Origin of the sequence: Bradyrhizobium sp. SZCCHNR1015, assembly GCF_032489875.1 — a bacterium.
GTDB lineage: Bacteria > Pseudomonadota > Alphaproteobacteria > Rhizobiales > Xanthobacteraceae > Bradyrhizobium.
This window is the reverse complement of record NZ_JAUEYW010000015.1, coordinates 144,245-170,037: the sequence shown is the minus strand read 5'-3', so window position 1 is coordinate 170,037 and position 25,793 is coordinate 144,245. Positions and strand designations below refer to the sequence as shown.

Below are 25,793 nucleotides of genomic sequence, written 5' to 3'. Positions count from 1 at the left end.
AACCACGCCTCACCCGATCGCGATCGCGACCTTCCCCAGATGCGCGCCGCTCGCCATGTAGTGGAACGCCTCGCGCGCCTCGCTGAACGGAAACACCCGGTCGACCACCGGCTTCACCTGATGCAGCGCCAGCGCGTTCGCCAGCGCCTGGAGATCGTCGACCGCGCCGACCGTGACGCCCTGCAGCCGCTGCTGCTGCATCACCATCAGCGGCAGCCGCAGCTCCGAGGCCGGCGCGCCGGCGAGCACGCCGATGAAGGCGATGGTGCCGCCGATCCGGGTGGCGCGGATCGATTCGTTCAGCGTGCCGACGCCGCCGACCTCGACCACGAGATCGACGCCCTGCCCGGTGATCTCGCGCGCCTTCTTGCCCCAGTCCGGCACCTGCTTGTAGTTCAGCGTCACGTCGGCGCCGAGCGCCGCCAGCCGCGCGATCTTGGCCTCGCTCGACGACGTCGCGATCACCCGCGCGCCGGCCATCTTCGCGATCTGCAGCGCGAAGATCGAGACGCCGCCGCTGCCTTGCGTCAGCACGGTCTGGCCGGGCCCGATGCCGCCGAGCTTGATCACCGCACTCCAGGCGGTAACGCCGGCGCAGGGCAAGGTCGCAGCCTCGATGTCGGTGAGATGCGCCGGCGTCCGCACCAGCGCCTGCATCGGAAACACCCGATACTGCGTCAACGTGCCGTCGACGGCGCCGCCCAGCGCCGCGCGCATCTTCGCCTCGCTCGGCTCGCCGCCGGTCCAGCTCTCGAAGAAGCTGCCGATGACACGGTCGCCGGCCGCGAACGCCGCGACGCCCTCGCCGACCGCCTCGACCACGCCCGCACCGTCGGACAGCGGCACCAGCGGAAATTTCTGCCGCGAGCCGTAGCCGCCCCTCACCGTGAGCAGGTCGCGATAGTTGATGCTCGCCGCGGTCAGCCGCACCAGCACCTCGCCTCGCCCCGGCTGCGGCACGGGCTTGTCGACCAGCGCCAGCGCATCGATTCCGCCGGGCCCCTGCAGCTCGTAACATTGCATCGGATGTCTCCCGCCCCTGCGGCGCCGCCTTGTTGTTCTGACGGGAATGGTGAAGCGTTTCGTGCCGGCGATCAAGCCGAGTGCGTTCCGCGCGACGGACAAACGACGCGGCCCTCAGTCATCGATCAGCGGGATCACGACATGGTTCAGCACATATTCCGTGCCAACCCAGGTGATGGTGATCGAGAGCAGCAGCAATCCAGCCAGCAGCAGCATGTCGCGTCGTTCCATCGACCACATACGCGGCGGCGCTGCTGCGCGTTTCGCATCGCAGCCATGCCGCGCGCCGCGAGACATGCGACGCCTGCGAGGAACCGCACACCGACCGACGACACGCCGTCACATCGCCGCTTCGAACCTGATCCGGCAGACCAGACCTTCGTCGCGATAATCCTGCTCGATGCTGCCGCCGATCGCCGCAAGGCTCGCCCGGATCATGCGCGTGCCGAACCCCTCTTTCCCGGGCGGCTCGATCGGGTGCGGACCGAGTTCGCGCCAGGCCACGGTGCCCCGGCCGCCTTCCTGCGCAATCTGCAGCTCGAGCCGTCCGCCCGGGCCGCGCAGCGCGCCGTATTTGACGGCGTTGGTCGCGAGCTCGTGAAACACCAGCGCGAGGTTGCGCACCGCCTCCGGCCCCAGCGGCATGTCCGGCCCCTCGACCGTCACCGCGCCGGAGGCGCGATACGGCTGCAGCTCGACGTCGAGCAGCATGCGCAAGGTCATCAGGCGGTGATCCGACCAGGCCAGACTGTTGGCGCGCGCGACGGCATCGAGCCGCAGCGCGATCGCTTCTCCCTTGGCGCGATCCTCGCCCGACAGGCTCGATCTGACGATCGCCTGAAACAGTGCGAGCTGATTGTTCACGCGATGCCTCAGCTCGCCGAGCAGCAATTCGCGCGCATGCTCGCTGCGCTTCAGCTCGATCAGCGCGCCGCGACAGAGATGCGCAAGCCAGATGATCAGCGCCGCAGTGCTCAGGAACCCGACGAGGTTGACCGCCTCGGTATGATCAGGACGGTCGGTGAAGCCCACCAGCACCACCGTGGCCGAGAGCCAGGCGGCAAAAATGGCCGCGGGAATGCCGCCGAGCAGCGCGGCGAACACGACCGCGGGATAGAAGGTCGCGTAGGGCAGCGTCGCGCCGGCGAAATCCAACCCGATCCGGCCTGCGGTCGAAATCGCGACAGCAAACGTGGTGAGCAGAAACGTGGTCGCCGACCACTGTCTGCCCCGACCGATCCAATCTGAGAAACGCTGACCCACTCGCACGACTGACCCCGAGCGCAACGTCTATCGCCCGACGCCGCCGGGAACAAGCTGAAGGAACTGCCACTCAGGTGCAAAAATTTTAGGAACTTTTGCAGTGTCGTTGCGTTCAGCCGTCCCTTTTACCATCGCCGGACCGCATCATGCCGCGCCGTGGGAGAAGCCACCATTCAATCGTGACAGACATGCGTCACTGCATAGCGTGAAGCGCGCTGCATCGGGGCTGCTCGAGGGCATCGGTGCTACTCCGCGTCGCGTCCGAGTAGCACGAATGCCGGACGTTGCACGATCAGTTCGTCGCAGGCCGCGCCGACGAACTGATTGGCGATGGTATCGGAGCGCTGCACGTAAGAGAGCTTGTATCCAGCGCCTCTTGTTGCGCTAATCCTAGCGGCTTGCCGCTGAGCGCCGCAGCGTCGATCATGCGACCATGACGACGAAATCGCGCGAGAGACTCTACGGTGCCGGCATCCGCATCGCGCAGGAGCAGGCCGCGCGCGCACGCAAGGAAGCGGATCGTCTGGCCTGCGACGCCTGGAACAAGCGCATGCTCGGCTACAAGGGACCGGCGCAGCCGTCGCCGCTGCTCGGCGATGCGCTGAACGCGGGCTACTGCTATCTCGAAGTGCGCTGCCTCGGCTGCGACACCAATCAGACGGTCGCGCTCGACGTCATCAGGCGCGCCAAGACGACGCCGATCCATGAGCTCGAGCGCTACATGCGCTGCCAGGACTGTTCGCGGCTTCGCGGTCATCCCTATAAGCGCAGCGCGCTGGTGGCATTGCGCGAGACCAAGATCTCGGCCGCACATCCGGCCTCGACATGGTGGCCCGGTGAACGATAGACAGTCGAACCGCGCGCGTCGTGTGTCGCCTCTGATCCGCGGAGGTACTCCGATCAGGACCGAGCGCTGCACTCGCAAAAATACATCGACACCCGGAACAAACATGAAGATCCCCCGTTCTGAACTGTTGCCGGCGCGGCAGGGAAGCGGAACATGTCAGAGTTTATGACCCAGCCGGACAAGCTGCGGGCCGACGCGGCAGAATGCGCCCTCATTCGTGATCTCGCCACCGACCGCGACAAGCGCGAGCTGTTTGCGCGCCTGGCCGAGCATCTGAGCATGCTCGCCGCCGAGGTCGAACGCGCGGCGCGCGCACCCGACAGCCGCGCGGACGCCGGCCTTCGCTGAACCGCTCTCGCGACGACCTGCTCCGATTGCGCTCCGCTGCTGTCGCGGTGCTCGCCACACAATCGCGCAACTCCACTTCGCTATAGATCGGGATGATCCGCGATCGATTCGCGCAGCGAGCGATCACGCCCCTCTCAGCGCCACAGGTGCCGATCTTGCGACGTCTCCTCCCCCGCCTCGCCTGCCTCGTTCTGCCGCTTCTCCTCAGCTTCCCCGCCGCAGCCGCCGAGCTCGTCGGCCGCGTCAGCATCGTCGATGGCGACACGCTGGACATTCATGGCGAGCGCATTCGCCTGTGGGGCATCGACGCGCCCGAAAGCGCGCAGCTCTGCCGCGGCCGCGACCGCAAGCCATATCGTTGCGGCGCGCTGGCCGCCAACACGCTGGACGCGTTCACGCGCGGCAAGGTTCTGCGCTGCCTGCCGGTCGATGGCGATCGCTACGGCCGCATCGTCGCGCGCTGCGCAGCCGGCGCGACGGATCTCGGCCAGTTCATGGTGGCGCGCGGGCTCGCGGTCGAGGAGCCGCAATATTCGCGCGGCGTTTACACCGCCGATCAGCGCGCCGCCCGCCGCGCCGGCCGCGGCATCTGGTCGGGCCGCTTCACCGAGCCGCCGCTCTATCGCAGCTGCATGCATTCAGGTGGAACGACGGCGGTGTGCTCGGACGGCGGGATCGGCTGGCGTTGAGTGGCGCCGCCTTGTCCACCGGCACAACAGCTCAATTGCCACGCCTCGGCGTCTCGCTGTACGGTCGCGCACCGCAAGGACCAGGGCTGGACGAGGACGATGACAGAGACAAAGACGCGCGTGGCGATCCTGTTCGGTGGGCGCTCGGCGGAGCACGACGTCTCGCGCGCCTCGGCGGCCAACATTGTCCGCTCGCTCGATGCCGGCCGCTACGCCGTCACGCTGATCGGCATCACCACCGATGGACGCTGGGTGCTGGCCGACGCCGCGAATGACGGCACAGGCGCGGCGCTGACAGTGCCCGCGGACGGCCCGCAGATCGTGCTGCTGCCGGCCGGTCGGGGCCGCGCGCTGGTCATCGGCGACGGGCCCCTGCGCGAGCTCGCCTTCGACGTCGTCTTCCCGGTGCTGCACGGTCCGAACGGCGAGGACGGCACCGTGCAGGGCGCGCTGGAGCTCGCCGATGTCGCCTATGTCGGCGGCCGCGTGATGGGATCGGCGGCGGCGATGGACAAGGACGTCGCCAAGCGCCTGCTGCGCGACGCCGGCCTGCCGATCGTGCCGTTCGTCACGATGACCGCCGCATCAGCGGTGAGCTATGAAGCGGCGGTCGCCGCGATGGGCTCGCCCGAGCTGTTCCTCAAGCCGGCCAATCTCGGCTCCTCGGTCGGCATCTCCAAGGCGCGCAACGAAGCGGAGTTCGACGCTGCCTGCCGCCTCGCGCTGCGCTTCGACGGCAAGATCCTGATCGAGCGCTGCATCAGCCCGGTGCGCGAGATCGAATGCGCCGTGCTCGAGCATCCCGACGGCAAGGTCGCCGCTTCCGAGCTCGGCGAGATCGTGCCCGCCGACAGCCACGGCTTCTATTCCTATGAAGCCAAGTACACCGACGCATCCGGCGCCTCGCTGCACGTCCCGGCGCAGGTCGAACCTGCGCTCGCCGCGCGCATCCGCAAGATGGCCACCGAGGTGTTCGGCGTGCTCTGCTGCGAGAGTCTCGCGCGCGTCGACTTCTTCGTCCGCGGCGAGGAGGTCTATGTCAACGAGGTGAACACCCTGCCGGGCTTCACCAACATCAGCATGTACCCGAAGATGTGGGAGGCCACCGGCCTGCCCCAGCCGGCGCTGATGGATCGTCTGATCGCGCATGCGCTGGCGCGTCATGCGCGGCTGAGAGAATTGGCGTCGCAGCGCTGAGGAACGCTTCTGCGGCGGCCGCAGGTCAGCGTGGCGCCACCTTGACGCCGGCGGCGACCCGGTCGCTGGGATAGATGATCACGACATCGCCGCCGGCGACGCCGTCGGCCACGGCGGCGAACCGGCCCGAGCGCCGGATGAGCCGGACGGTGCGCAGCTCGGCGCGCCCATCCTTCAGCGCAAACACCGACCAGTCGTCACCGCGCTTGAACAGCGCGCCGGTCGGAACGATGGTCGCATCCTCCTGCGTGAAGACGACGATCTGCGCATCGAGCTGATAGGCATCGCCGAGCCGCTGCCATTGCTCGGCCGGCGAGACGATGTCGATCAGCACGTTGACGCGCTGCTCCTCGACGCCGAGCGTGGAGATCTTCGTGAAGGCCGCCGGCTCGACCCGGCGAACCCGGCCCGACAGGCGGCCTGCCCCGCCCCAGCGATCGATCGTGACCTCGGCGCCGGGACGGATCTCGACCGCGTCGGTGCTGAGCACGTCGATGACCACTTCGAGATCACGGGGATCGCCGAGCTCGAGCAGCGCCTCGCCTGGCTGCACCGTCGTTTCGCTTTCCTGGGTCACTTTCAGCACCAGCCCGCCGACCGGTGCGGTCACGTTCCAGCTATCCGCGGGCGCGTCGGTATCCGTGTTGCTCCCGTAGCGCGCCAGCATCGCCCTGAGCTGGCTGAGCTCGTGCTCGGCGGCATGGTCGGCATATTCGGCGGCGCGCAGGTCACGTTCGGCAATCCGCATCGCGAGCTCGGCGCGCTCCCGCGCCTGCGCCGTCGCAGCGCCGCTGGCGGCCAGCGCCATGGTGCGCGCAAGATCAGCGCTCGCCTGCGCGCTCTGCGCCTGCGCCCGCGCCACCACCTCCTTGGCCCGCTCGACATTGGCTTCGGCCGCGCCGAGCTGCTCCTCGACCTCGCGGCGGGAGCGCGGATCGAGCAGCGGTGCCGGCGCCGGCGTGATGGTGGCGACGACGTCGTCGGCCTTGACCTGGTCGCCGGCCTTGAAGCGGATGCGCCCGAGACGGCCGGCGAGCGGCGCCGCCACGACGTAGCGCTGGCGCACCCGCGTCTTGCCGTCGTCATCGACGGTGGCAACGAACCGCCCTTTCGTCACCGCGGCCGTCTCCACCGGGACCGGACCCGGCATCACCATCCAGGCGATGATGCCGGCCGCGGCCAGAACGCTCGATACGATGACGACGCGGCGCAAAACGGGGGGCATGCTCATTCCCTGGTCTTGAGGGCCGCGACCAGATCGAGCCGATCCACCCTCCTGCGAACGATGATGGCGCTGATCGCGGCGCTGGCCAAGACCACCGCGGTCGCGATCAGGTAGGTCCGCGGCGCGATCACACCCGGGATCTGAAAGCTCTCGCTGGAATGCAGCCGCGCGATCAGCCCGATGATGGCGTGCGACAGCAACAGGCCGAGCGGAATCCCGACCGCGATGTCCAGCGCGAACTCGCCGAACAGGATGCCCGCGACCTCGCCGCGGGTGAAGCCGAGCACGCGCAGGCTGGCGAGCTCCCAGGCGCGCTCCTGCAGGCTGATGCGGGCGCTGTTGTAGACCACGCCCACGGTGATGATCGCGGCGAAGCCGGTGAGGATGCCGGCGGTGACGAACACGAGGCCCGCGATCTTCTCGATGAAGGATGCGAGGGTGTAGGCCTTCATGGTGACGGATTCGATTTTCGGCATGCTCTTGAACTTTGCGCCGAGCGCGGCCAGCGCCGCCGGCTCGACATGGAGGCTCGCCGCCGAGATCACCGCGCCTTCGCCGGTGAAGCGATTGAGCGTGTCGATATCCATGTAGGACGCCATCCCGATCGCCTCGTCGACGATGGCGCTCACCGGCAGGTCGCGTCGCCGGCGGCGGCCTTCCATCGCCTCCACCGTCACGACCTGCCCCGCGCCCAGCGCCAGCCGCTCGGCGAGGCGCCGGGTCAGGGTGATGCCGTCGGGCGCCGCGACGATCGGGCGACGTGCGGAATCGTGCGGCCGGCGCAGCTCGTCGGTGGCCGCCAGTCCGATCACCGAGGTGAGGTAGCTCTGATGCCCGGCCCGCAGCCGCACCGGAACGATGCGCTGGCCTTCGATCGCGAGCACGCCGGGCTGGCGCGCCAGGTCACGCAGGATCGCGCGGTCCATCGGATGGATGAACGTGATCGTGGCGTTGCCGCGCTCGACCAGGTTGAACTGCAGCTCGATCATCTCGCCGATGGCGTCGCGCCAGAAGATCCCGAGCACCATCATCGGCACCGCGAAGGCGATGCCGATGATGGTGAACAGCGAACGGAACGGCCGCCCCGCGACGTTGCGCAGCATCATCATCCGCCGCGCGCCGAACGCCGTGCCGGGCACGATGCGCTCGATCCAGGAGCGGCGGAACCCCAGCGGCATCGCGGGCCGCATCGCCTCTGCCGGCGCAAGGCCGACGACCTCCTGAAGCGCCGTGACCACGCCGAGGGCGCCCGCCGCGACGCTGATCGCGACGCCGGCCACCGCCGCCCAGGGCGCCAGCCGGAATGGCAGCTCGGGCAGACGGAAGAATCCCTGATAGCTCGATATCATGGCATGGCCGAAGCCGACGCCGCCGGCGATGCCGAGCGCCGATCCGATCAGCACGATCACCAGCATCAGCTTGAGATAATGGAAGGTGAGCCGCAGCGTCGGAAAGCCGAGCGCCTTCAGCGCCGCGATCTGCTCGCGCTGCGCGGCGACCAGCCGCCCGAGCGCGCCGTTGAGCAGGAATGTGGCAACACCGAAGAAGATGATGGGGATGGTGATCGACATCACCTTCTGCTGGTTCAACTCGTCCTCGAGAAAGCGGTTCGACGGCTGGTCGCGCCGCGCGATCGCGCCGATCGAGCCATAGGGCTCGAGCAGCCGGTCGAGCTCCTCGATCACGGGCTTGGGATCGACGCCCGGGGCGAGCGCGATCACGGCGTCGTTGAACGCCCCTTTCATATCGAAGGCGGCCTCGGCCGCGCTCCGGTCGACCCACAGGATGGCGTAGAGACGATCGTCGGGGATCGGCAATCCCGGCTTCACCGCGTAGACATATTCCGGCGACAAGGCGATGCCGGAGACCCGGAAGCCCTGCACGCGGCCATTGAGCAGCACGCGGATGTCGTCGCCCGGATTGACGCCATTGGCCTCGGCAAACGCCTCATTGACCGCGGCGCTGCGCGCGGTCCCCGGCTCGGGCGCCGTGCCGCGCCGCAGATGCAAACGCGCCAGCGCTTCGTCGCCCGCGCGGCTCAGCGACACCAGGCGCGCCGAGACCGGCTGCGACGCCGCCGGCCAGTCGACGATCACCTCGCGCACGATGCGCGGCTCGACCGCGACCACGCCGGCGATGGAGCTCAGTCGCGGCACCAGCGCCAGCGGCGCCCGCTTCAGCGTGACGAAGATCTGCGGAAACCGGCCATCGGCATAGAACTGCTCGCAGCCGTCGCGCAGGGACAGATAGGTCGAGACCGAGCCTGCGAACACCGCGACGCCGGCCGCCACCAGCAGCGCGATCGTGATCACCTGCCCGCGCATCGCACCGATGTCGCGCCACAGCTTGCGGTCCAGCAGGCTCACCAATGCACCTCCTCGGCCGACAGCCGCCGTGCATTGCGCTCCTCGCCGACGATGCGCCCGCCGCCGAGCCGCAGCACGCGATCGGCCATGCCGGCGATCGCCGCATTGTGCGTGATGATGATCGTGGTCGTCCCGAGCTGCGCGTTGGCGCGCGCGATCGCGGCGAGCACCACCTTCCCGGTCTCGTAGTCCAGGGCGCCGGTCGGCTCGTCGCACAACAGCACGTCGGGCGCCTTGACCATGGCGCGGGCCACCGCGACGCGCTGCTGCTCGCCTCCGGAGAGCTGCGAGGGAAAGTGGTCGATCCGCCGCTCGAGCCCGACGAGCTTGAGCACCTCGCGCGGATCGAGCGGCCTGTCGGCAATCTCGGTGACCAGCGCGACGTTCTCGAGCACCGTCAGACTCGGGATCAGGTTGTAGAACTGGAACACGAAGCCGACATGTTCGCGCCGGTAGCGCGTCAGCTCGGCATCGCCGGCGCCGACCAGTTGATGATCGCGCCACTGCGCCTCGCCCGAGGTCGGGCTGTCCAGCCCGCCGAGAATGTTGAGCAAGGTCGACTTGCCGGATCCCGAGGGGCCGAGCAGCACCACGAACTCGCCCTCGTAGATGTCGAGATCGACGTCGCGCAACGCATGCACCTCGACCTCGCCCATGCGGTAGGTCTTGGAGAGCTTGCGGGCGCGAAACACGGGTGCGGCACCCGGATGCTCCGGACGCGCGGCAGCGCTCGCGTCGTTGATCGTGGTCGGACTCATGAGGCCGCAGTTCCTGTCCGGCGAAGGCCTACGCAGAACGCCCGAGACACCTCCATGCCATCGAGGCCGGACGACTTCATAGCCCACAATCGGTCAGCAGCCGTCTTTGCCGGTTGATGCATATCAAGCGACCGACATCATCGGGGCGCGTCACACACATCTGCTCACGTCCATCCCAACGTCGAGACCTCGTAGATCAGCACGGCGGCCCCGAGACAGCGGCGCCAGGGATTGACGCCGCGCACGAGCTCATCGACGGCCCAGACGACGAGACCGGCCTTCACCAGACAATCCAGATTCGCGCCCGTCCGACCCGGCGGGTGCAAGGCCCAGCCCACGAGGCTTCCCACCAGCACGATCCACAGCGCCGGGTTCGGCATCTGGGCGATCGTGATCTCGCCGGTCGCGCGATTGCGGAAGAGCCAGTTGAGAAAGCGCGACATCGTGCCGCCAGCCTGCCCGGTCACGCTCCGCGTCCCTCCTGCTTCCCACGCTGCAGGATGCGGCCCAGGCCGCGCGAGATCAATGGCCGCACGGGAAGAAACAGCCTGTAGCCGAACTCCAGGACCGCCAGCGCGCCCGGCATCGAGGCCACACGCGCCGCCCAGCGCCAACGCGGCAGACGGCGCCAGATCTCGACGAACGCCGCAGCGCCCGAGAGCAGGCGCCCGTCACTGGCACGCACATGAAACCGCGCCATCGCCTGTTGCTGGGTCACGCCATCCGGCGTTTCCGCGCCTGGTTCGGAGACGTCGACGAAACACAGCGCACCCGCCTGATCGGTCCGGCCGTAATAGCCGATCTCCGCTCGACACAGCGGACAGGATCCATCGAAGTACACGGTCGATTGTGCAGGCTCTGGCGCCATGCAGATCTCCTCCAAAACACCAGCTCAAACCTCAGAGCCCTGAACGTCCGCGCCGGCGCTTCGGGTCTGTGGCTCGTCAAATTTCATTGGGAGGAGCGGGTGATAGTCAAGGCTATCGCATTTGAAGAATGGACCAGGCGGCCATAACGACCGTCCATTTGTTACTCCGTCATGCCCGGGCTTGTCCCACGGCTGTCCGGTTCAGCTTCCGCATATTGCGAGGCTCAACTGTTGTGGGTTTTTGGCAAGTTGGGGTGGCCCCGTGAGCAATTGATCGATGGGGCGGCGATGCATGAGGTTGGTGCGGACCAATCTGGCAAAGACCAAGGGGCTTTGGATTGCCTTCTGAAGGTCTTGCGCGAGGCGAAGCAAGAGGAAGGCGATCAGGGCAACGGCGATCTGGATACGAACGGCGTTCTCAGAAGTCCCGAGGAACCTGGTGATCTTGAGGGTCTGCTTGACCCAACGAAAGAACAACTCGATGGCCCAGCGGCGACGATAGAGGTCGGCGATCTCTTGAGCGCTGGCATCGAGGTCGTTCGACAGGATGCGCAGGATCTTTCCCGTTTCCAAGGTGACGCGCACTTCGCGCACCGCAGTCTGCATTGGATTGCGGCGGCTGTAGGCTTGGCGTTGTGGAAGGAAGCCGATGCGGTCGGAGAGGATGTTGCCATCCGCGATGACAGGCAACTCCTCCACGACCCGCAGCGGCGTATTGGATTTGAACCGGGTCACGATTCGACAACCGGCGGCGTCCAGTTGAGCCCACCAAGCATATTCATAATAGCCGAGATCGAAGACGTAGGTTGCTCCCGGCTCGATGGGCATCTGATGCGCTGCAGTATTGTCGTTGACGTTGGCTCCGCTGATTGCCGCATAAATCGGCCGGTCGGCGTCGGCATCATAGATCACATGCACCTTGGCACCGCAGACACCGGTAGAGAACCGTGCCCAGCCAGCGCTGGCTTCTGTCAGCCGTACGCTGGTCGAATCAATCAAATACGTCGTCTCGGCAAGCTTGCGGCGTAACCGGCGATGGGCCTGCTTCATCATGATGGCCAACAGGGCGGCAAACATCTCCGCAGGCCGATTCATATTGGCGTCCGCGAAAGTCGAGCGGCGGACAGGGCCCCCACCCAGGTGATAAAGCCGCGCGGTGTGGCTCGACAGCCCGGTGACAATCTCACGCAGACTGGAAGCCCCCGAAAGCTGACCGTACAGCAGCGCCACAAATTGGTCTTTGGTGGAAAGCCGTCGAATCCGCGCGTCCGTGCCATGCTCGTCCACAAGCGCCTCGAAGCGATGCCAGGGGACCAACTTCAGAATGTCTCGGAATACTGTATTCTGATGCGGCATGGCGGGACCTTCCTGGTGTGTCTCGAACATTTGGCGATGCTCAAGACCGCAGAAGAATCCACGCCATGCACCATGTCCAGTCTGTCTGAACCGGACAGCCGTGGGCTTGTCCCGGCCATCCACGTCGTTCGGAGCGCGCAGGACGACGTGGATGGCCGGGACAGGCCCGGCCATGACGATTCGGAAACGATCCGCGCAACACCTCAAGCGCAGTTGACGAGAGCTTTGCGGTGGCAATCCAGCCCCGTCGCCGCGGCGCCCCACTCACCGCGGCGGCATCTTCTCGAATTTCGGCAGCGCCGGATCGAGATGATCCCAGGGGTGTCCGGCCGCGGTCCAGGACACCAGTTGCGGCCGGTAGCGGCTGGGATCGTCGAGGCTTGCGGGCGTGACGATGAACACATCGGGCATCGCCGGAAACGTCAGGTGCATCGACGAGCCGCAGGTCTGGCAGAACGCCCGCCGCTTCACCGTACCGCCATCGCCGATGGTCTGGAAATGCGACACCTCGCCGTCGACCTTCACCTCCGCCGCGACGAAGGTCAGGTGCGACTGATGGCCGGTGCCGCTGTCGCGCTGGCATTGCCGGCATTGGCAATCCAGCATGACCGCCGGCTCGCCCTTGATCTCGTAACGCACCGCCCCGCAGGCGCAGCCCCCGACATAGGAATTGGTCATGTTGCTCTCCTCAGTGCGACCGCTGCGGTGACGCCTGCTCGGCGGCGACCTGATCGAGCTTCTTGACGACGGTCTTCCAGCCCTCGCCCATCTTGCGATACGCCGTCTCGTTGGCCGGCAGCACGAAGCCGGAATGCACGAGGCGAAGGCGCGTGCCCGTGTCCGCTCTGGACAGGCTGAAGGTGACCACCGTCTCCAGCTTCGCGCCGTAGCCGACATTGCTGTCATGGCCGCCCCTCCACGCGTAGGACAGCCGCTCGTTCGGCACGACCTCCAGCACCTCGCAGTGGATGGTGCCGTCCCATTGGCCCGCCGGCGTGGTCTGAAAGGTGAAGCGATTGCCGATGACGGGCTCAAAACCCTTGGGCGCCATCAGCCAGCGGCCGATCAGCTCGCCATTGGTCAGGGCTTTCCAGATGACCTCCGGCGCATGCGGGAAGATGTCCTCGACGACAATGGCCTGCGTGTCCGCGTTCACGGCCTGGTTCATGGATCGATGTCCTTCAGCAGTTTTTTCAGATTGGCGAAGCGGTCGCGCCAGAACACGCCGTAATGGCTCATCCAGTCGGCCAGCGGCTCCAGGCCGCGTGGCTCGGCGCGGTAATAGACCTTGCGGCCCTCGGGGCGCTCGCAGACCAGGCCGGCCTGCTTCAGGGATTTCAGATGCTGCGAGATGGCGCCCTGCGTGACGGTGCTGCCGCGCGTGAGCTCGACGACGGTGATCTCGTCGGCCGCGACGATGCGCTCGAACACCGCGCGCCGGGTGGGATCGGCCAGCGCGCGCATGACGGCCGTGATGGGTTCAGACTGGATCATGCGAAAGCAATAGCAATCACTAATCAATCAGTCAACACTAATGTTATACGTGACGCCAATCGCGGCTCGTATGCTCCCGCTGGACGGTGCCGCCAGAAAATCCGAATTTTTATCTTCCGTTTTTCAGAATTCAATGCTATGGTATCGCGTCCCGCCCCGATTGAGGGGCGCATCGCGATCGTCACGAGCGTTGGGTGCGGGATGCGGTGGGCGTGTCGGGTTGCAGCGTGAGCGATCATGCCGACGAACGATCCGATGCGTACGGCGAAGTCGTGTGGTCCTGGCATCGCGGTGCTGATGCCAAGCTGGCGCTGCAAGTTCGACGAGCGCGCTGGCGACGGGGGCAAGAAAGCCGATCCCCGGGGAGATCACGTATAAGCCGTTCAAACCATTGCGCGGGGAAGGCCGGGATGATCCGGCCCGTACCTGTGGTTCCTGCCGCCTGCATTTTTTTCGCAGGCGGGCCATGGGTGCGACCGGCACCCGGCCTTTCCCGCGCCCTCATCTTGGAGAGGGCGATCAGATGAGCAACACTCGGACGCGAAAGCGGGCGCGAGGATGAGAACGCATGTTTTGCCCGTGTCTCACCGCCGTCATTGCGAGGAGCGCAGCGACGAAGCAATCCAGAGTCGTCGCGGGACTCTGGATTGCTTCGCTCGCAATTACGCTGTCGTCCCCGCAAGCTGCGGCAACGCGCAAGCGTTGGCGCGGCGCCGACCCGGGACCCCTACGCCGCGGCGGTTGTTTGAGGCACGCTGGAGCGGACGGCCTTGGCGCCAATTTCCGCCGGTGGTCATGGATCCCGGCGTTCGCCGGGAGGACATCGGTTTCTGGATGGCCAGCTTGGCCCACATGCGCGTTTTTGAACCTTCCCTTCTGCCGCGGGAACACACCCAAGCGCCTCACTGCCGCCAAACCCCGCAGAAAAACCGACTGAATCGCCCCTCCCATTCCGGTACACTCGCCGCGTGACCCATCGCCCTACGATTCTCGTGTTCGACTCCGGCCTCGGCGGCCTCAGCGTGCTGCGCGAGGTGGTGCGGGCGCGGCCTGACGCCCACTACGTCTATGTCGCCGACGACGCCTTCTTTCCCTACGGCCATCACAGCGAGCAGGCGCTGGTCGCCCGCGTGGTGCCGCTGATGGGCGAGCTGATCGCCGCGCACCGGCCCGACCTCGTCGTGATCGCCTGCAACACCGCCTCCGTGCAGACGCTGGCGCCGCTGCGCGCCGCCTACCCCACGCCCTTCGTCGGCACCGTGCCGGCGATCAAGCCGGCCTGTGCGCAGTCAAAGACCAGGCGCGTCTCCGTGCTCGGCACCAGGGCGACCGTGCAGCGCGAATACACCCACGCGCTGATCCGCGATTTTGCGCAAGGCTGCAACGTCACCCTGGTCGGCTCGCCGGAGCTTGCGTCACTGGCGGAGGCCGCGCTCAGCGGAACGCAGGTCAGCGACGCGGCCATCGCCGCCGAGATCGCACCCTGCTTCGTGGGCGACGCCGCCGATCCCGCTGATCGAACCGACACGGTCGTGCTCGCTTGCACGCATTATCCGCTGCTGCTCGACCGGCTCGAACGCCTGGCGCCCTGGCCCGTCACCTGGATCGATCCGGCACCGGCGATCGCGCGCCGCGTCGTCGACCTGCTGGGCCCCCCGGCTGGCGACGCCGACGATGGCGGCGCCACCATGATCTTCACCTCGAGCAAGCCACATCAGCTCGGCCGCGCGCTCACGCCCTATTTCGGCGGCCGCGTCCCGGCCTGACGGAGACCGCCGATGTCCGCACCGCGCCAACCGCTCAACCGTCTCAAGCAGGCCTGGCGCGACAAGCGGCCGACGTTCGGCGCCATCGCCACCATCCCGAGCATCCAGACCGTGCGCATCATGGCGCAACAGCTCGACTGGATCATCGTCGACCTCGAGCATGGGCCGATCGATCTCTCCACCGCGCACGCGATGATCACCGCCACCGCGGGCACGCCCTGCGTGCCGCTGGTGCGGATCGCCGCCAACGAGCCGCATCTGGCGAAGGCGCCGATGGACCTCGGCGCGCTCGGCATCAACTTCCCGATGATTTCGAGCCGAGCGGACGCCGAGAAGGCGGTGCGCAGCGTGCGCTACCCACCCCGCGGCGACCGCCTGTGGGGTCCGTTCCACGCGCCGTTCCACTGGAACGTGTCGATGGCCGATTACATGGCGACGGCCGATGACGACATGATCTGCATGGTCACGATCGAGCATGTCGAGGCGGTCGAGCGCATCGACGAGATCATGGCCACGCCCGGCATCGACATCGCGGTGATCGGCCCCGGCGACCTGGCCACCTCGATCAACAAGCGCGGCCAGCTCGATGATCCCCAAGTGAAATCCCTGATCGCGCGCGCCGAGGCCGGGATCATCAAGTCAGGCGTGCCGATCGGCGGCGCGGCGCGCAGCGCCGATCAGGCCAATGCGATGATCGCGCGCGGCTACCTGGCGCTGGCGCTCGGCTTCGACTGGTCCTTGTTCCAGCGCGGGATTGCCGCGAGCTTCGACGGGATCAAGCGCTGAGTCCGTGCCGCTTCACGTTCCAAACGAAAAACAGGATTGGAGGCGAAGCCCATGACGAAGAAGACGATTTTGGGCGTGGCGCGGGCCGTGCTCGGGCCGCCGGCCGCACCGGCACCCTAGAGCGGCGCTTCCGTAACCCGGCCTGCGGTGTTAACAGCAGCCGCCGCCGGGGAGCCGGACCAGGCCAAGCAGAACGAACGGGAGCGACAGGTCCAGGATGCGCGGAACGACCAGGCCGATTTCGCTGCACCGCCGTCTGATCATCGATCTGATGCACGCCTCGCGCGGCGTGCCGTTCGTGTCGCTGGCCCGGACGATCCAGATCGGGCCGCTGCTGGAGGCCCGCGCCGCGGCCGTCTGCCCGCCCGGTTTCGCCGCGATCTTCGTCAAGGCGTTCGCCCTGGTCGCCCGCGACGAGCCGGTGCTGCGCACGCTTTACACCGGCTGGCCGCGGCGCTGCCTCTACGAGCTGCCGCGCAGCGTCGCCACCGTCACCATCGCCCGGGTCGAGAATGGCGAGGATTGCGTGCTGCCGCAGCGCGTCTCCGGGCCGGAGGCCATGTCGCTGGCCGAGATCGACGCCCTGATCCGCCAGGGCAAGGAGGCGCCGGTCGACGACGTCGCCATGTTCCGCAAGATCATGCGCGCGACCCGGCTGCCGCTGCCGCTGCGCCGGTTCGCCTGGTGGGTCGGGCTGAATTTCGGCCGCCAGCGCGCCAACTGGTTCGGCAATTTCTCCGTCACTAGCATCGCCGCCTGCGGAGGCGGCCAGTTGCACGCCCTGAGCCCGGGACCGTTCATCATCAATTACGACGTCGTCCAGCCCGACCAGACGATTCCCATCCTGATCCGCTGGGACCACCGGGTTACCGACGGCGCCATGATCGCCCGGACCGCGATCCGACTCGAGCAGGTGCTGAATGGCGAGATCGCAGCCGAGCTGAGGGCCTGCCCGGTTCCCGGGCGCAGTCCGGCGGAAGCCGACCTGGGATGCGAGGCGGGGCGGCGGAAAATGACCGTCCTGAAGGGGCCGAAAGGGTGATTTTGCCGGCAAAAGCGGCCGTTGCGGTTTGACAAGCCGGCAGTTTCTCGCCTAAGAACCCCCTGCTCGCGGGCCGCTTTCGGCCCGCGTTGCGTTTCGCGACCCGTGGCCTTCTCCCTTCATGCTTTGGGGAGGGGTCTGTCGGTGGACCGGATTTCCCGGACACACAGGAGGGCGCGTTTCCTCAAACCCGAACGAAAGACTTGAAGAGGACGCGATGACTAAGCGCAGTGAGGCGAAGTACAAGATCGATCGCCGCATGGGCCAGAACATCTGGGGCCGCCCGAAGAGCCCCGTCAACCGCAGGGAATACGGCCCCGGCCAGCACGGCCAGCGCCGCAAGGGCAAGCTCTCCGACTTCGGCGTGCAGCTGCGCGCCAAGCAGAAGCTGAAGGGCTACTACGCCAACATCTCCGAGCGCCAGTTCCACGGCATCTATGTCGAGGCCGGCCGTCTCAAGGGCGACACCGGCGAGAACCTGATCGGCATTCTCGAGCGCCGTCTCGACACCGTCGTGTTCCGCGCCAAGTTCGTGTCGACCATGTTCGCCGCGCGCCAGTTCATCAACCACGGCCACATCAAGGTGAACGGCCGCAAGGTCAACATCGCGAGCTACCAAGTCAAGCCGGGCGACGTGATCGAGGTCAAGGAAGCCTCGAAGCAGCTCGCCGTGGTGCTGGAAGCGAGCCAGCTCGCCGAGCGTGACGTGCCCGACTACATCGAGGCCGATCACGGCAAGATGACCGCGAAGTTCATCCGCATCCCGGCGCTGTCGGACGTGCCGTTCGCGGTGCAGATGGAGCCGCATCTGATCGTCGAGTTCTACTCGCGCTGATCTTGACCGGACTGCGGTCCGGCACCATCTGATAATCCGAAGGCCCTGGCACGCGCCGGGGCCTTTGCTTTTTGGGGTTTCGGATGCGGCGAACCGATTCCCGAATGCCACACTTGCCACGAATTCGCCCCAACCTGGGCTGACAGGGAATCCGTCCCGTGATTCACTGTCTGCAGTTGTAAAGTAGCGGGGCGTTCGCCATGGAGTTCAACAGGCGCAATATCATCTTTGGTGCGTTGCCGACCGATGCGGTCGGCGCCCCGCCTCTGCCGCCGTTGCGGGCGCCGCCGCTCACCGCTCCGCCGTTACGCGCACGGACCTCCGGCGTCCGCTATCGCTTCAACGACGGCCTCTATCCCTCGACCGTCTTCGACATCCTCGAACGCTCCTGCTGGCACGTCCAGTCCGATGCGACAGCCCATGTGATCCGCCATGTCGGGACCGGGCTCACCTTTGCCGATGCGCAGCTTCGCCACGATCCCTACGCGCTCGAGCTTCTCCACTGTTTCGACGACTCGCGCGAGCTCACCGACGAATGGCACACCATGCTGGTGGGCTGGGCCGCGGTGAACATGGGCTGGAACGTCAAGCGGCAGCGCCCGGGCGCCGCGCTGCTGCTTTCACCGTCGCGGCAGAGCCCGCTCGAACCCTGGGTGTTCGACTGCACCGCGGCGCCGCCGCTGGTCGCCGAGCCGATCGAGAGCAAGCCGTTGCGGCGGCCGGACATCTGGCTCAACCCGCCGCGCGCGGCGTAGTCGAGGAGGCGTTTTGCGGGAGCGTTGCGAGTTGGGTAAGGTCGGGTCGTGATAAGCGAACGAGGACTGCCGATGTATTACACCCCGCCCCCGCGCGATCCCAAGGCGCCGCCCGTGCGCGTCAATCTGCTGTCGGACACGCAGACCCGCCCGACGCCCGCAATGCGCGAAGCCATGGCGCGGGCCGAGGTCGGCGACGAGCAGATCGGCGACGACCCGACCGTGCACGAGCTCACCGCCCGCGTTGCCGCCCTGCTCGGCAAGGAGGCGGCGGTGCTGATGCCGTCGGGCACGATGTGCAATGTCGGGGCGACCTTGGTGCATTGCCGGCCGGGCGACGAGATCCTGGCGCACGAGACCGCGCACATCATCTCGCGCGAGGGCGGCGCGCATGCGGCGCTCGGTGGTTTCCAGGTGACGCAGCTGAAGGGCCCCGACGGGCAGTTCACACCGGAGACCTTTCGCGCCGCGCTACATCCGCGCAGCCGCTACCAGCCGCCGCAGACCGTGGTCAGCGTCGAGCAGACCGCCAATATCGGCGGCGGCACGATCTGGAAGAAGGCTGATCTCGACGAGATCGTCGAGATCGCCAAGGCGAATGCAATGGCGACGCATATGGACGGCGCGCGGCTGCTCAACGCGACCGTCGCCACCGGCATTCCCGCGGCCGAGATGACCGCGGGCTGGGACTCGGCCTGGATCGATTTCTCCAAGGGACTGGGCGCGCCGATCGGCGGCGTGCTCGCCGGCAGCGCCGCCTTCATCGACGAAGTGTGGCGCTGGAAGCAGCGGCTCGGCGGCGCGATGCGCCAGGCCGGCGTCGTCGCGGCGGCCTGCATCTACGCGCTCGATCATCACGTCGGCCGGCTCGCCGAGGATCACGCCAATGCGCGGGCGCTGGCGCGCGGGCTGTCGCAGATCCAGGGCGTCGAGGTGCAGGAGCCCGAGACCAATCTGGTGTTCTTCAAGCCGGATGGCGCCGGCGTGTCAGGCGACAAGATGGTGAGTGAACTACGCAAGCGCGGCGTGCTGCTGGCGATGATGGACGGCCGCATCCGTGCCTGCACGCATCTCGACGTGTCAGCCGCTATGATTGAGGAAGCGATCGGCCATGTCAGGGAGATCGTGCGCGGCGCATGACGATCATGACGCGAGGGCTGCGTAAACCAGCCGGCCACACAGGCGGCCGCCGTTATCGCGGCGACCCCTTGCGAGCGCGGCTCTCGATCGCCTTACTCAACGCCTCATCGTGCAGCTCGGCGCTCGCCTCGGAGAAGCAGCAGAACACGATCTGCGACAGCGAGGTCTCGCCGCTGATGGCCTCGATCGTAGTGGCGACCGCAATCGAGGCGGCGCGATCAGCGGGAAAGCGAAAGATGCCGGTCGAGATTGCGGGAAAGGCGACGGAACACAGCAGGTGGTTGTGACACAGCTCAATCGAGCGGCGGTAGCACGAGGCCAGCAGCTCCGGCTCACCGCGGTCGCCGCCCTGCCAGACCGGGCCGACCGTGTGGATCACATGACGGGCGGGCAACCGGTAGCCCTTGGTGATCTTGGCCTCGCCAGTCTTGCAGCCATGGAGCATGCGGCATTCCATGACGAGGTCCGGTCCCGCCGCACGGTGGATCGCGCCATCGACGCCACCACCGCCGAGCAGAGACGTGTTCGCGGCGTTGACGATGGCGTCAACGCCGAGCTTGGTGATGTCGGTGACGACGACCTCGAATCGGGTCGTGCCGATCTTTCGGACCGGATAGCTCAGGCGGAGGCCGCCGTGCCGACCGGGATGCCCTTGTCGGTGAACAGCTGCTGCAGCTCGCCGCTCTGGAACATCTCGCGGACGATGTCGCAGCCGCCGACGAACTCGCCCTTCACGTAGAGCTGCGGAATCGTCGGCCAGTTCGAGAACGTCTTGATGCCGTTGCGCAGCTCGGCGGATTCGAGAACGTTGAGGCCCTTATAGCCGACGCCGACGTGGTCCAGGATCTGCACGACCTGGCCGGAAAATCCGCATTGCGGAAACTGCGGCGTCCCCTTCATGAACAGGACGACGTCGTTCGACTTCACTTCATTGTCAATGAATTGCTCAATGCTCATCTTCGCTTCCTCTAGGGCGCCTCAAGGAACGCCTGGGGCTCGGTCCGCGCTGATCGCCATCGGACGGATTTCGCCCGCAGCCGATCGCCACTCTTCTATATGTAGCGCAAACCGTTGTTCAGCCAAAGTAAAATGCCGAGGATCGGCCCGCGACCCAGGCCCCCCCGGCCGGACCATAGGCTGACGGCAGCAATATTATAGCCGCCACGAGGGTTTCATCCCGTAACCAAGCCCCTATTTAGGACGAACTGTCGAAAGGAACTTGTTCCGTCGAACATCGTTTTCTGCTGGCAAACGGAGACCCTCGTGACCAGTTCTGCCTCCGCTACGGCCTCCATCCCCGTCACTGATACGCTTCAGACCGGGTCCGGCTCCCTCGCCGGGCGCCTGACCGAGGCGTACCTCGCCGTTCGGGGCGAGACCGAGCGGCGCGCGGCGCCGCTGAGCCCGGAGGATCAGGTCATCCAGTCGATGCCGGACGCCAGTCCGGCCAAATGGCATCGCGCCCATACGACCTGGTTTTTCGAGCAGTTCGTGCTGGGCGAGCACTGCCGGGGATATATCCCTTTTCACGCCGATTACGCGTTCCTGTTCAATTCCTATTACGTCAGTGCCGGCCCGCGCCACACGCGGGGCGAGCGCGGCCTGATCACCCGGCCGGGCGTGGCCGACATCACGGCATATCGGCAACACGTCGACGCGGCGATGGCGGACTTCCTGGGCAGCGCCGAGCCTGCCACATTGGCCGCTGTGGCGCCGCTGGTGGAGGTCGGCCTCAATCACGAGCAGCAGCACCAGGAGCTGATGCTGACCGACATCCTGCACGCATTCGCGCAGAACCCGACGGCCCCGGCCTATGATCCATCCTGGACCTTTCCTGCCCCGGCAGGCCGGGGCGCGGATTGGATTCACCTCCCCGAGGGCATCCATACCGTCGGACACGCCGGTGATGGTTACCATTTCGACAATGAGGAGCCAGCCCATCGCGCGCTCGTCGGGCCGGTGAGCATCGCGCGCAATCTCGTCACCAATGCCGAGTGGCTCGCTTTCATGGATGACGGCGGCTACCGGACCGCCACGCTCTGGCTCATGGACGGCTTCGCCGCCGCCAGTCGCGAGGGCTGGCAGGCGCCCGGCCATTGGTACAAGGTCGAGGGCGAATGGCGCATCATGACGCTGGGAGGGCTGCGGCCGGTCGATCCGGATGCACCCGTGTGCCACGTCAGCTACTATGAGGCCGACGCATTCGCACGCTGGCGCGGCAAGCATCTGCCGACCGAGATGGAGTGGGAGGTCGCCGCGCGCGGCAACCAGCTCAGCGACGCCTTCGGCATTGTCTGGCAGTGGACCCGCAGCGCCTACAGCCCCTATCCCGGCTATCGTGCCACGGAAGGCGCGCTCGGCGAGTACAACGGCAAGTTCATGGTCAATCAGCTGGTGCTGCGCGGCTCATCGCTCGCGACGCCGGCGGGCCACAGCCGCGTCACCTATCGCAACTTCTTCTATCCACATCATCGCTGGCAATTCACCGGGCTCCGGCTCGCGGACTACGCCTGAGCTATCAGCATTCGTTGCCCGACAGTCGCGCGTGTGCGCGTCCAGGAGAGTATCATGAACGTGCACGTCAACGCGCTGCTCGATGCCCATCTCCCCGACGACAAGACGTCGGCCTTTGCGACAGACGCAGTCGCAGGCCTCACCCAGCAGCCCAAGCAGCTATCGCCGAAATATTTCTACGACGCCGCCGGATCAGACCTGTTCGAGCAGATCACGCGCCTGCCGGAGTACTACCCGACGCGCACCGAGCTCGGCATCCTCAGGGATCGCGGCGCCGAGATCGCGGCGGTCATTCCCGACGATGCTGCGCTGATCGAGTTCGGCGCCGGCGCCACCACCAAGGTGCGGCTGCTGCTGGAGAGCTGCCGCTTCGCGGCCTACGTGCCGGTCGATATTTCCGGCGAGTTCCTGACCGCACAGGCCGACAGCCTGCGCCGCGACTTCCCGCAGCTGGCCGTGCACCCGGTCATCGCGGATTTCACCACCGCATTCAAACTGCCTGATGCCATCGAAGGCAAGCCGAAGGTCGGCTTCTTTCCGGGATCGACGATCGGCAATTTCGAGCCGCATGAGGCGTGCCGGTTCCTGCGCTCGGCACGCGAGATCCTGGGGACCGGCGCGCTGATGATCGTCGGGGTCGACCTGGAGAAGGACGAGCGCGTCCTGCATGCCGCCTACAACGACGCCGCCGGCGTGACCGCGCGTTTCAATCTCAATCTGCTGTTGCGGATCAACCGGGAGCTCGGCGGCAATTTCGACCTGTCCGCCTTCGTTCACCGCGCGATCTACAATCGCGAGCAGCACCGCATCGAGATGCATCTGGTGGCACGAAAGCCGCAAACCGTGCGGCTGCTCGGCACCACTCTCTCGTTCCGGGCCGGCGAGAGCATCCACACCGAGAACAGCTATAAATACAGCATCGAGCGCTTCGGCGCGCTGGCCCGCGGCTCCGGCTGGAAAGTCCAGACCGTGTGGACGGATGCGGAAAACATGTTCTCGGTTCAGGCGCTCGTCGCCGAGGCGTGAGGCTCCGGCTTCGACCGCAGCGACAGCGTCTCCCACAGCGCGACGATCGCCAGCAGCGCGCTCGTCAGCGCTGATAGCACGAGCGGCGACAGTTCGGTCGCGAACCAGCCGAGCCCGATCAGCGCCAGCAGGCCAGCGCCGTGCGACAGCTGCAGGAAGCCGCGGATGTTGAACTTGAAGAGGATGGTCCCGAGCAGAAACACGAACGGACCGCCGATCGTTGTCGCCGCCGTATTCAGGCCGGTATGCCCGAGGGGGTGCTTCAGGATGATCTCGTCCGATACCGCCGAAACGATGATGCCGGCGACGATCGGCATGTGCAGGTAGGTGTAGGCCGAGCGCGCCATAAGCCCGGATTGCGCCGACTGCGAAATCACCTCCGATCCCGCCTCAGCGCCGCGGTTGAAATACACCGCCCACATCGCCACCGTGCCGATGAAGGCACTGGCAAAGGCGGCAATGTTGGCTCCGGTCCAGTCGAGCTCGGCAAAGGTCGCGCCGGTGACGACGATGGATTCGCCGAGCGCGATGATGATGAACAGCGCACAGCGCTCCGCCATGTGGCCGCCTTCGACCATCCAGTCCTCGACGGTGGATGCACCCAGCCCGGGGACCCAGAAGTGGACGGCCGGCGACACATATTCCAGGGTGAGCGCCGCCCCCACAGCCCCATCCGCGCCGGGCCCTCGGCAAGGCCGCCGAGCAGCCAGAGCACTGCGGAGGCACTGAGCCAGGAGAGAATGCGGGCGGCGTTGCGACGGACGGCCAATCGCTGCGGCGGCGTCGCGGTCAGCCAGAACGCGGTCCGGCCGACCTGCATGGCGGCGTAGGCCATGGCGAACCACAGGCCGCGGTCCTCGAACGCCCGCGGGATCGACATCGACAGAACGAGGCCCGCCAGCATCAGCGCGAACAAGAGACCTCGGACGAGCGCCTTCTCGGGATCGAGCCAGTTGGTCACCCAGGCGGTGTAGACCCACACCCACCAGACCGCGAGAAACAGAACGGCCGTCTGGGCGGCGCCGAGCGGCGAGAAATGGCCGATCAGATAGTGCGAGATCTGCGTGACCGCGTAGACGAAGACGAGATCGAAGAACAGCTCGACGAAGGTGACCCGGCTGTGCCGGTTCGGCTCGATGACGCGAAACAGCGCACCACGCGGATTGTCCACCGCCATCTCCCCCGGATGCGTGCTGCGCGATCTGCCCCTGAATGGTCAGCGCTGGTCCGGCACCCCGGTCTGCAGCGCCAGAGCATGCAGCACGTCACCCATCTGGCCGCGCAGCGATTGATAGACGAGCTGGTGCTGCTGCACGCGGGATTTGCCGCGGAACGATTCCGAGATCACCGTCGCGGCGTAGTGGTCGCCGTCGCCAGCGAGATCGCGAATCGTCACCTGGGCGTCAGGGATGGCAGACTTGATCATCTGCTCGATATCGTGGGCATCCATGGGCATCCCGGTGCATCTCCTTGTGTCGGGCCGGCGCCGCATCCCGTAGACGATGTAGCCCGCAGGGCCCGCGGCTTGGCTGCAGCTCCCATCAGTGGCCCGCCGAGCACGGCGAATCAAGGCATTCTCGCGGGACCGTGATATTGAAATCTAGCGCGAACCGCTTTCGAGGTCACGCGCGGAACCACTATATACCGGGATCAGACGAGATACGTCGGACTGGGTGACGCACCCAAAAGGCCGAATCGTGAGGACGACGACATGAAGCTTCCAGGACCGGATCATCCGATCACCGTCACCCCCAACCCGAAACGCGTACGGGTGATCGCCGACGGCGTCGTGATTGCCGACACCGCCCGTGCGTTGACGCTGAAGGAAGCGAGCTACCCCGCGGTTCAATACGTGCCGCGGGCCGACGCCAACATGGCGGCCTTGCAGAAGACTGATCGTGTCACCCATTGTCCGTACAAGGGGGATGCGAGCTATTTCAGCGTCGTCGCCAACGGCAAGACATTGGACAATGCGATCTGGAGCTACGAGGCGCCCTTCCCGGCGATGACCGAGATCTCGGGCCACCTGGCGTTCTATCCGGACAAGGTGCGGATCGAGGAGGTCGCAGCTGATTGAACCCGGTGACAGCCCGCCGCGCGGCGGGCGCGAGGCGATACCGGCGCGGCGGTTGTTTCGATCACTGACGCGATGGCGTGCTACACTCTGAAAATCGTAAGCCCGAGAATCAGGAGCACGAGGAAGATCACCAGGAAGATATAGAACAGGATCCGCGCAATGTCGGCGGAAGCTGCCGAGATGCCGGTGAAGCCGAGAATACCGGCCACCACCGAGATCACGAAGAACAGCAGCGCCCATTTGAGAAGTGTCACGGTATGGTCCTCCGGTTCTGCGCCGTGCCGGCGCGGCGCCTCACTAACGATGAGGCGGGGAACCGGTTCCTTCGGCCATCGGTCCCGGCGCCGAAGAAATGCGCAACCCACGACCGTCCCGGCCGTAACTTCATAGGTCGTCGGTTCGTAAGGATATCGGGAGC

General features: G+C 66.5%; 28 protein-coding genes and 1 pseudogene. 13 read left to right on the top strand and 16 right to left on the bottom strand.

Going from position 1 to position 25,793, the window contains the following annotated elements:
• Positions 1–9 precede the first annotated feature (9 nt).
• Positions 10–1,023: an NAD(P)-dependent alcohol dehydrogenase gene (locus QX128_RS25230; RefSeq protein ID WP_315801180.1), complete on the bottom strand. Its 1,014-nt coding sequence runs from the start codon at positions 1,021–1,023 to the stop codon at positions 10–12.
• A 339-nt stretch (positions 1,024–1,362) separates the two neighbouring features.
• A complete protein-coding gene (locus tag QX128_RS25225; RefSeq protein WP_315801181.1) occupies positions 1,363–2,310 on the bottom strand; it encodes a sensor histidine kinase in 948 nt (315 codons plus the stop codon).
• Positions 2,311–2,719: 409 nt separating this feature from the next.
• Between QX128_RS25225 and QX128_RS25220 the strand changes: the two genes are divergently transcribed.
• The 4 genes from QX128_RS25220 (at position 2,720) to QX128_RS25205 (ending at position 5,367) form a co-directional block, all read left to right on the top strand.
• Positions 2,720–3,133 carry a hypothetical protein gene (locus tag QX128_RS25220; RefSeq protein WP_316238817.1) on the top strand — a complete coding sequence of 138 codons (414 nt, stop codon included), beginning with the start codon at positions 2,720–2,722 and terminating at the stop codon, positions 3,131–3,133.
• 153 nt (positions 3,134–3,286) lie between these two features.
• Positions 3,287–3,481 (top strand): hypothetical protein, encoded by a 195-nt coding sequence (locus QX128_RS25215; RefSeq protein ID WP_316183092.1) that lies wholly within the window; start codon positions 3,287–3,289, stop codon positions 3,479–3,481.
• A gap of 152 nt (positions 3,482–3,633) precedes the next feature.
• Positions 3,634–4,170 (top strand): thermonuclease family protein, encoded by a 537-nt coding sequence (locus QX128_RS25210; RefSeq protein WP_315801379.1) that lies wholly within the window; start codon positions 3,634–3,636, stop codon positions 4,168–4,170.
• Positions 4,171–4,269: 99 nt separating this feature from the next.
• Entirely contained in the window at positions 4,270–5,367 is a 1,098-nt protein-coding gene (locus QX128_RS25205; protein ID WP_316238816.1) for a D-alanine--D-alanine ligase family protein, read from the top strand.
• A 25-nt stretch (positions 5,368–5,392) separates the two neighbouring features.
• Here the strand turns inward: QX128_RS25205 and QX128_RS25200 are convergent, their stop codons facing one another.
• From QX128_RS25200 to QX128_RS25160, 9 genes are all read right to left on the bottom strand, one after another.
• On the bottom strand, positions 5,393–6,592 hold the full coding sequence (locus tag QX128_RS25200; protein ID WP_316238815.1) for an efflux RND transporter periplasmic adaptor subunit: 1,200 nt from the start codon (positions 6,590–6,592) through the stop codon (positions 5,393–5,395).
• 2 nt (positions 6,593–6,594) lie between these two features.
• Positions 6,595–8,961 (bottom strand): ABC transporter permease, encoded by a 2,367-nt coding sequence (locus QX128_RS25195; protein ID WP_316238814.1) that lies wholly within the window; start codon positions 8,959–8,961, stop codon positions 6,595–6,597.
• On the bottom strand, positions 8,955–9,716 hold the full coding sequence (locus tag QX128_RS25190) for an ABC transporter ATP-binding protein (RefSeq protein ID WP_315801187.1): 762 nt from the start codon (positions 9,714–9,716) through the stop codon (positions 8,955–8,957). The genes QX128_RS25195 and QX128_RS25190 overlap by 7 nt, the downstream gene beginning before the upstream one ends.
• A 164-nt stretch (positions 9,717–9,880) precedes the next feature.
• Positions 9,881–10,159, bottom strand: a complete 279-nt coding sequence (locus tag QX128_RS25185; protein WP_316238868.1) for a hypothetical protein — start codon at positions 10,157–10,159, stop codon at positions 9,881–9,883.
• Positions 10,160–10,179: 20 nt separating this feature from the next.
• The gene (locus tag QX128_RS25180) at positions 10,180–10,584 is read right to left on the bottom strand and encodes a DUF393 domain-containing protein (protein ID WP_316238813.1); all 405 of its coding nucleotides are present in this window, start codon (positions 10,582–10,584) and stop codon (positions 10,180–10,182) included.
• Positions 10,585–10,785: 201 nt separating this feature from the next.
• The gene (locus QX128_RS25175) at positions 10,786–11,940 is read right to left on the bottom strand and encodes an IS4 family transposase (protein ID WP_315800429.1); all 1,155 of its coding nucleotides are present in this window, start codon (positions 11,938–11,940) and stop codon (positions 10,786–10,788) included.
• Between the two features lie 264 nt (positions 11,941–12,204).
• A complete protein-coding gene (locus QX128_RS25170; protein ID WP_315801189.1) occupies positions 12,205–12,618 on the bottom strand; it encodes a GFA family protein in 414 nt (137 codons plus the stop codon).
• Between the two features lie 10 nt (positions 12,619–12,628).
• A complete protein-coding gene (locus tag QX128_RS25165) occupies positions 12,629–13,108 on the bottom strand; it encodes an SRPBCC domain-containing protein (RefSeq protein ID WP_315801190.1) in 480 nt (159 codons plus the stop codon).
• Positions 13,105–13,434: a metalloregulator ArsR/SmtB family transcription factor gene (locus QX128_RS25160; protein WP_315801191.1), complete on the bottom strand. Its 330-nt coding sequence runs from the start codon at positions 13,432–13,434 to the stop codon at positions 13,105–13,107. The genes QX128_RS25165 and QX128_RS25160 overlap by 4 nt, the downstream gene beginning before the upstream one ends.
• A 968-nt stretch (positions 13,435–14,402) precedes the next feature.
• Here QX128_RS25160 and murI point away from each other — a divergent pair.
• The 6 genes from murI (at position 14,403) to QX128_RS25130 (ending at position 19,758) form a co-directional block, all read left to right on the top strand.
• The gene (murI, locus tag QX128_RS25155) at positions 14,403–15,200 is read left to right on the top strand and encodes a glutamate racemase (RefSeq protein WP_316238812.1); all 798 of its coding nucleotides are present in this window, start codon (positions 14,403–14,405) and stop codon (positions 15,198–15,200) included.
• 12 nt (positions 15,201–15,212) lie between these two features.
• Entirely contained in the window at positions 15,213–15,986 is a 774-nt protein-coding gene (locus QX128_RS25150; RefSeq protein WP_316238811.1) for an HpcH/HpaI aldolase family protein, read from the top strand.
• A gap of 217 nt (positions 15,987–16,203) precedes the next feature.
• On the top strand, positions 16,204–17,028 hold the full coding sequence (locus QX128_RS25145; RefSeq protein WP_316238810.1) for an acyltransferase: 825 nt from the start codon (positions 16,204–16,206) through the stop codon (positions 17,026–17,028).
• 217 nt (positions 17,029–17,245) lie between these two features.
• Positions 17,246–17,863 carry a 30S ribosomal protein S4 gene (rpsD, locus tag QX128_RS25140; RefSeq protein ID WP_315801195.1) on the top strand — a complete coding sequence of 206 codons (618 nt, stop codon included), beginning with the start codon at positions 17,246–17,248 and terminating at the stop codon, positions 17,861–17,863.
• Between the two features lie 200 nt (positions 17,864–18,063).
• On the top strand, positions 18,064–18,618 hold the full coding sequence (locus tag QX128_RS25135) for a hypothetical protein (RefSeq protein WP_316215933.1): 555 nt from the start codon (positions 18,064–18,066) through the stop codon (positions 18,616–18,618).
• A 72-nt stretch (positions 18,619–18,690) separates the two neighbouring features.
• Positions 18,691–19,758, top strand: coding sequence for a threonine aldolase family protein (locus tag QX128_RS25130; RefSeq protein WP_316238809.1), 1,068 nt, complete (start codon positions 18,691–18,693; stop codon positions 19,756–19,758).
• Positions 19,759–19,810: 52 nt separating this feature from the next.
• Here the strand turns inward: QX128_RS25130 and QX128_RS25125 are convergent, their stop codons facing one another.
• Together QX128_RS25125 and grxD are read right to left on the bottom strand one after the other, a co-directional pair.
• Complete coding sequence (locus QX128_RS25125; RefSeq protein WP_316238867.1) at positions 19,811–20,380, bottom strand: O-acetyl-ADP-ribose deacetylase; 570 nt, start codon at positions 20,378–20,380, stop codon at positions 19,811–19,813.
• Positions 20,377–20,715: a Grx4 family monothiol glutaredoxin gene (gene grxD, locus QX128_RS25120; RefSeq protein ID WP_006609190.1), complete on the bottom strand. Its 339-nt coding sequence runs from the start codon at positions 20,713–20,715 to the stop codon at positions 20,377–20,379. Before grxD ends, QX128_RS25125 begins: the two co-directional genes overlap by 4 nt.
• A 306-nt stretch (positions 20,716–21,021) precedes the next feature.
• On the opposite strand from grxD, the gene egtB reads away from it, so the two are divergent.
• Together egtB and egtD are read left to right on the top strand one after the other, a co-directional pair.
• Positions 21,022–22,272, top strand: a complete 1,251-nt coding sequence (gene egtB, locus QX128_RS25115; RefSeq protein WP_316238808.1) for an ergothioneine biosynthesis protein EgtB — start codon at positions 21,022–21,024, stop codon at positions 22,270–22,272.
• A 54-nt stretch (positions 22,273–22,326) separates the two neighbouring features.
• Positions 22,327–23,298: an L-histidine N(alpha)-methyltransferase gene (gene egtD / locus QX128_RS25110; protein WP_316238807.1), complete on the top strand. Its 972-nt coding sequence runs from the start codon at positions 22,327–22,329 to the stop codon at positions 23,296–23,298.
• Here egtD and QX128_RS25105 read toward each other — a convergent pair.
• A pseudogene (locus tag QX128_RS25105) lies at positions 23,274–24,475 on the bottom strand (low temperature requirement protein A). The gene egtD and the pseudogene QX128_RS25105 sit on opposite strands and share 25 nt — an antisense overlap.
• A 39-nt stretch (positions 24,476–24,514) precedes the next feature.
• On the bottom strand, positions 24,515–24,754 hold the full coding sequence (locus QX128_RS25100; RefSeq protein WP_315714834.1) for a BolA family transcriptional regulator: 240 nt from the start codon (positions 24,752–24,754) through the stop codon (positions 24,515–24,517).
• Positions 24,755–25,009: 255 nt separating this feature from the next.
• Between QX128_RS25100 and QX128_RS25095 the strand changes: the two genes are divergently transcribed.
• The gene (locus QX128_RS25095; RefSeq protein WP_316238806.1) at positions 25,010–25,375 is read left to right on the top strand and encodes a DUF427 domain-containing protein; all 366 of its coding nucleotides are present in this window, start codon (positions 25,010–25,012) and stop codon (positions 25,373–25,375) included.
• 80 nt (positions 25,376–25,455) lie between these two features.
• On the opposite strand, the gene QX128_RS25090 is transcribed toward QX128_RS25095, so the two are convergent.
• Entirely contained in the window at positions 25,456–25,629 is a 174-nt protein-coding gene (locus QX128_RS25090; RefSeq protein WP_009031962.1) for a DUF1328 domain-containing protein, read from the bottom strand.
• Between the last annotated feature and the right edge of the window lie 164 nt (positions 25,630–25,793).

Coding starts and splice junctions, on each gene's coding strand:
- QX128_RS25230 (WP_315801180.1), bottom strand. CDS start 1,023: ATGCAATGTTACGAGCTGCAGGGGCCCGGCGGAATCGATGCGCTGGCG.
- QX128_RS25220 (WP_316238817.1), top strand. CDS start 2,720: ATGACGACGAAATCGCGCGAGAGACTCTACGGTGCCGGCATCCGCATC.
- QX128_RS25215 (WP_316183092.1), top strand. CDS start 3,287: ATGTCAGAGTTTATGACCCAGCCGGACAAGCTGCGGGCCGACGCGGCA.
- QX128_RS25205 (WP_316238816.1), top strand. CDS start 4,270: ATGACAGAGACAAAGACGCGCGTGGCGATCCTGTTCGGTGGGCGCTCG.
- QX128_RS25200 (WP_316238815.1), bottom strand. CDS start 6,592: ATGCCCCCCGTTTTGCGCCGCGTCGTCATCGTATCGAGCGTTCTGGCC.
- QX128_RS25190 (WP_315801187.1), bottom strand. CDS start 9,716: ATGAGTCCGACCACGATCAACGACGCGAGCGCTGCCGCGCGTCCGGAG.
- QX128_RS25185 (WP_316238868.1), bottom strand. CDS start 10,159: ATGTCGCGCTTTCTCAACTGGCTCTTCCGCAATCGCGCGACCGGCGAG.
- QX128_RS25180 (WP_316238813.1), bottom strand. CDS start 10,584: ATGGCGCCAGAGCCTGCACAATCGACCGTGTACTTCGATGGATCCTGT.
- QX128_RS25175 (WP_315800429.1), bottom strand. CDS start 11,940: ATGCCGCATCAGAATACAGTATTCCGAGACATTCTGAAGTTGGTCCCC.
- QX128_RS25170 (WP_315801189.1), bottom strand. CDS start 12,618: ATGACCAATTCCTATGTCGGGGGCTGCGCCTGCGGGGCGGTGCGTTAC.
- QX128_RS25165 (WP_315801190.1), bottom strand. CDS start 13,108: ATGAACCAGGCCGTGAACGCGGACACGCAGGCCATTGTCGTCGAGGAC.
- QX128_RS25160 (WP_315801191.1), bottom strand. CDS start 13,434: ATGATCCAGTCTGAACCCATCACGGCCGTCATGCGCGCGCTGGCCGAT.
- QX128_RS25150 (WP_316238811.1), top strand. CDS start 15,213: ATGTCCGCACCGCGCCAACCGCTCAACCGTCTCAAGCAGGCCTGGCGC.
- QX128_RS25145 (WP_316238810.1), top strand. CDS start 16,204: ATGCGCGGAACGACCAGGCCGATTTCGCTGCACCGCCGTCTGATCATC.
- rpsD (WP_315801195.1), top strand. CDS start 17,246: ATGACTAAGCGCAGTGAGGCGAAGTACAAGATCGATCGCCGCATGGGC.
- QX128_RS25135 (WP_316215933.1), top strand. CDS start 18,064: ATGGAGTTCAACAGGCGCAATATCATCTTTGGTGCGTTGCCGACCGAT.
- QX128_RS25130 (WP_316238809.1), top strand. CDS start 18,691: ATGTATTACACCCCGCCCCCGCGCGATCCCAAGGCGCCGCCCGTGCGC.
- grxD (WP_006609190.1), bottom strand. CDS start 20,715: ATGAGCATTGAGCAATTCATTGACAATGAAGTGAAGTCGAACGACGTC.
- egtD (WP_316238807.1), top strand. CDS start 22,327: ATGAACGTGCACGTCAACGCGCTGCTCGATGCCCATCTCCCCGACGAC.
- QX128_RS25100 (WP_315714834.1), bottom strand. CDS start 24,754: ATGCCCATGGATGCCCACGATATCGAGCAGATGATCAAGTCTGCCATC.
- QX128_RS25095 (WP_316238806.1), top strand. CDS start 25,010: ATGAAGCTTCCAGGACCGGATCATCCGATCACCGTCACCCCCAACCCG.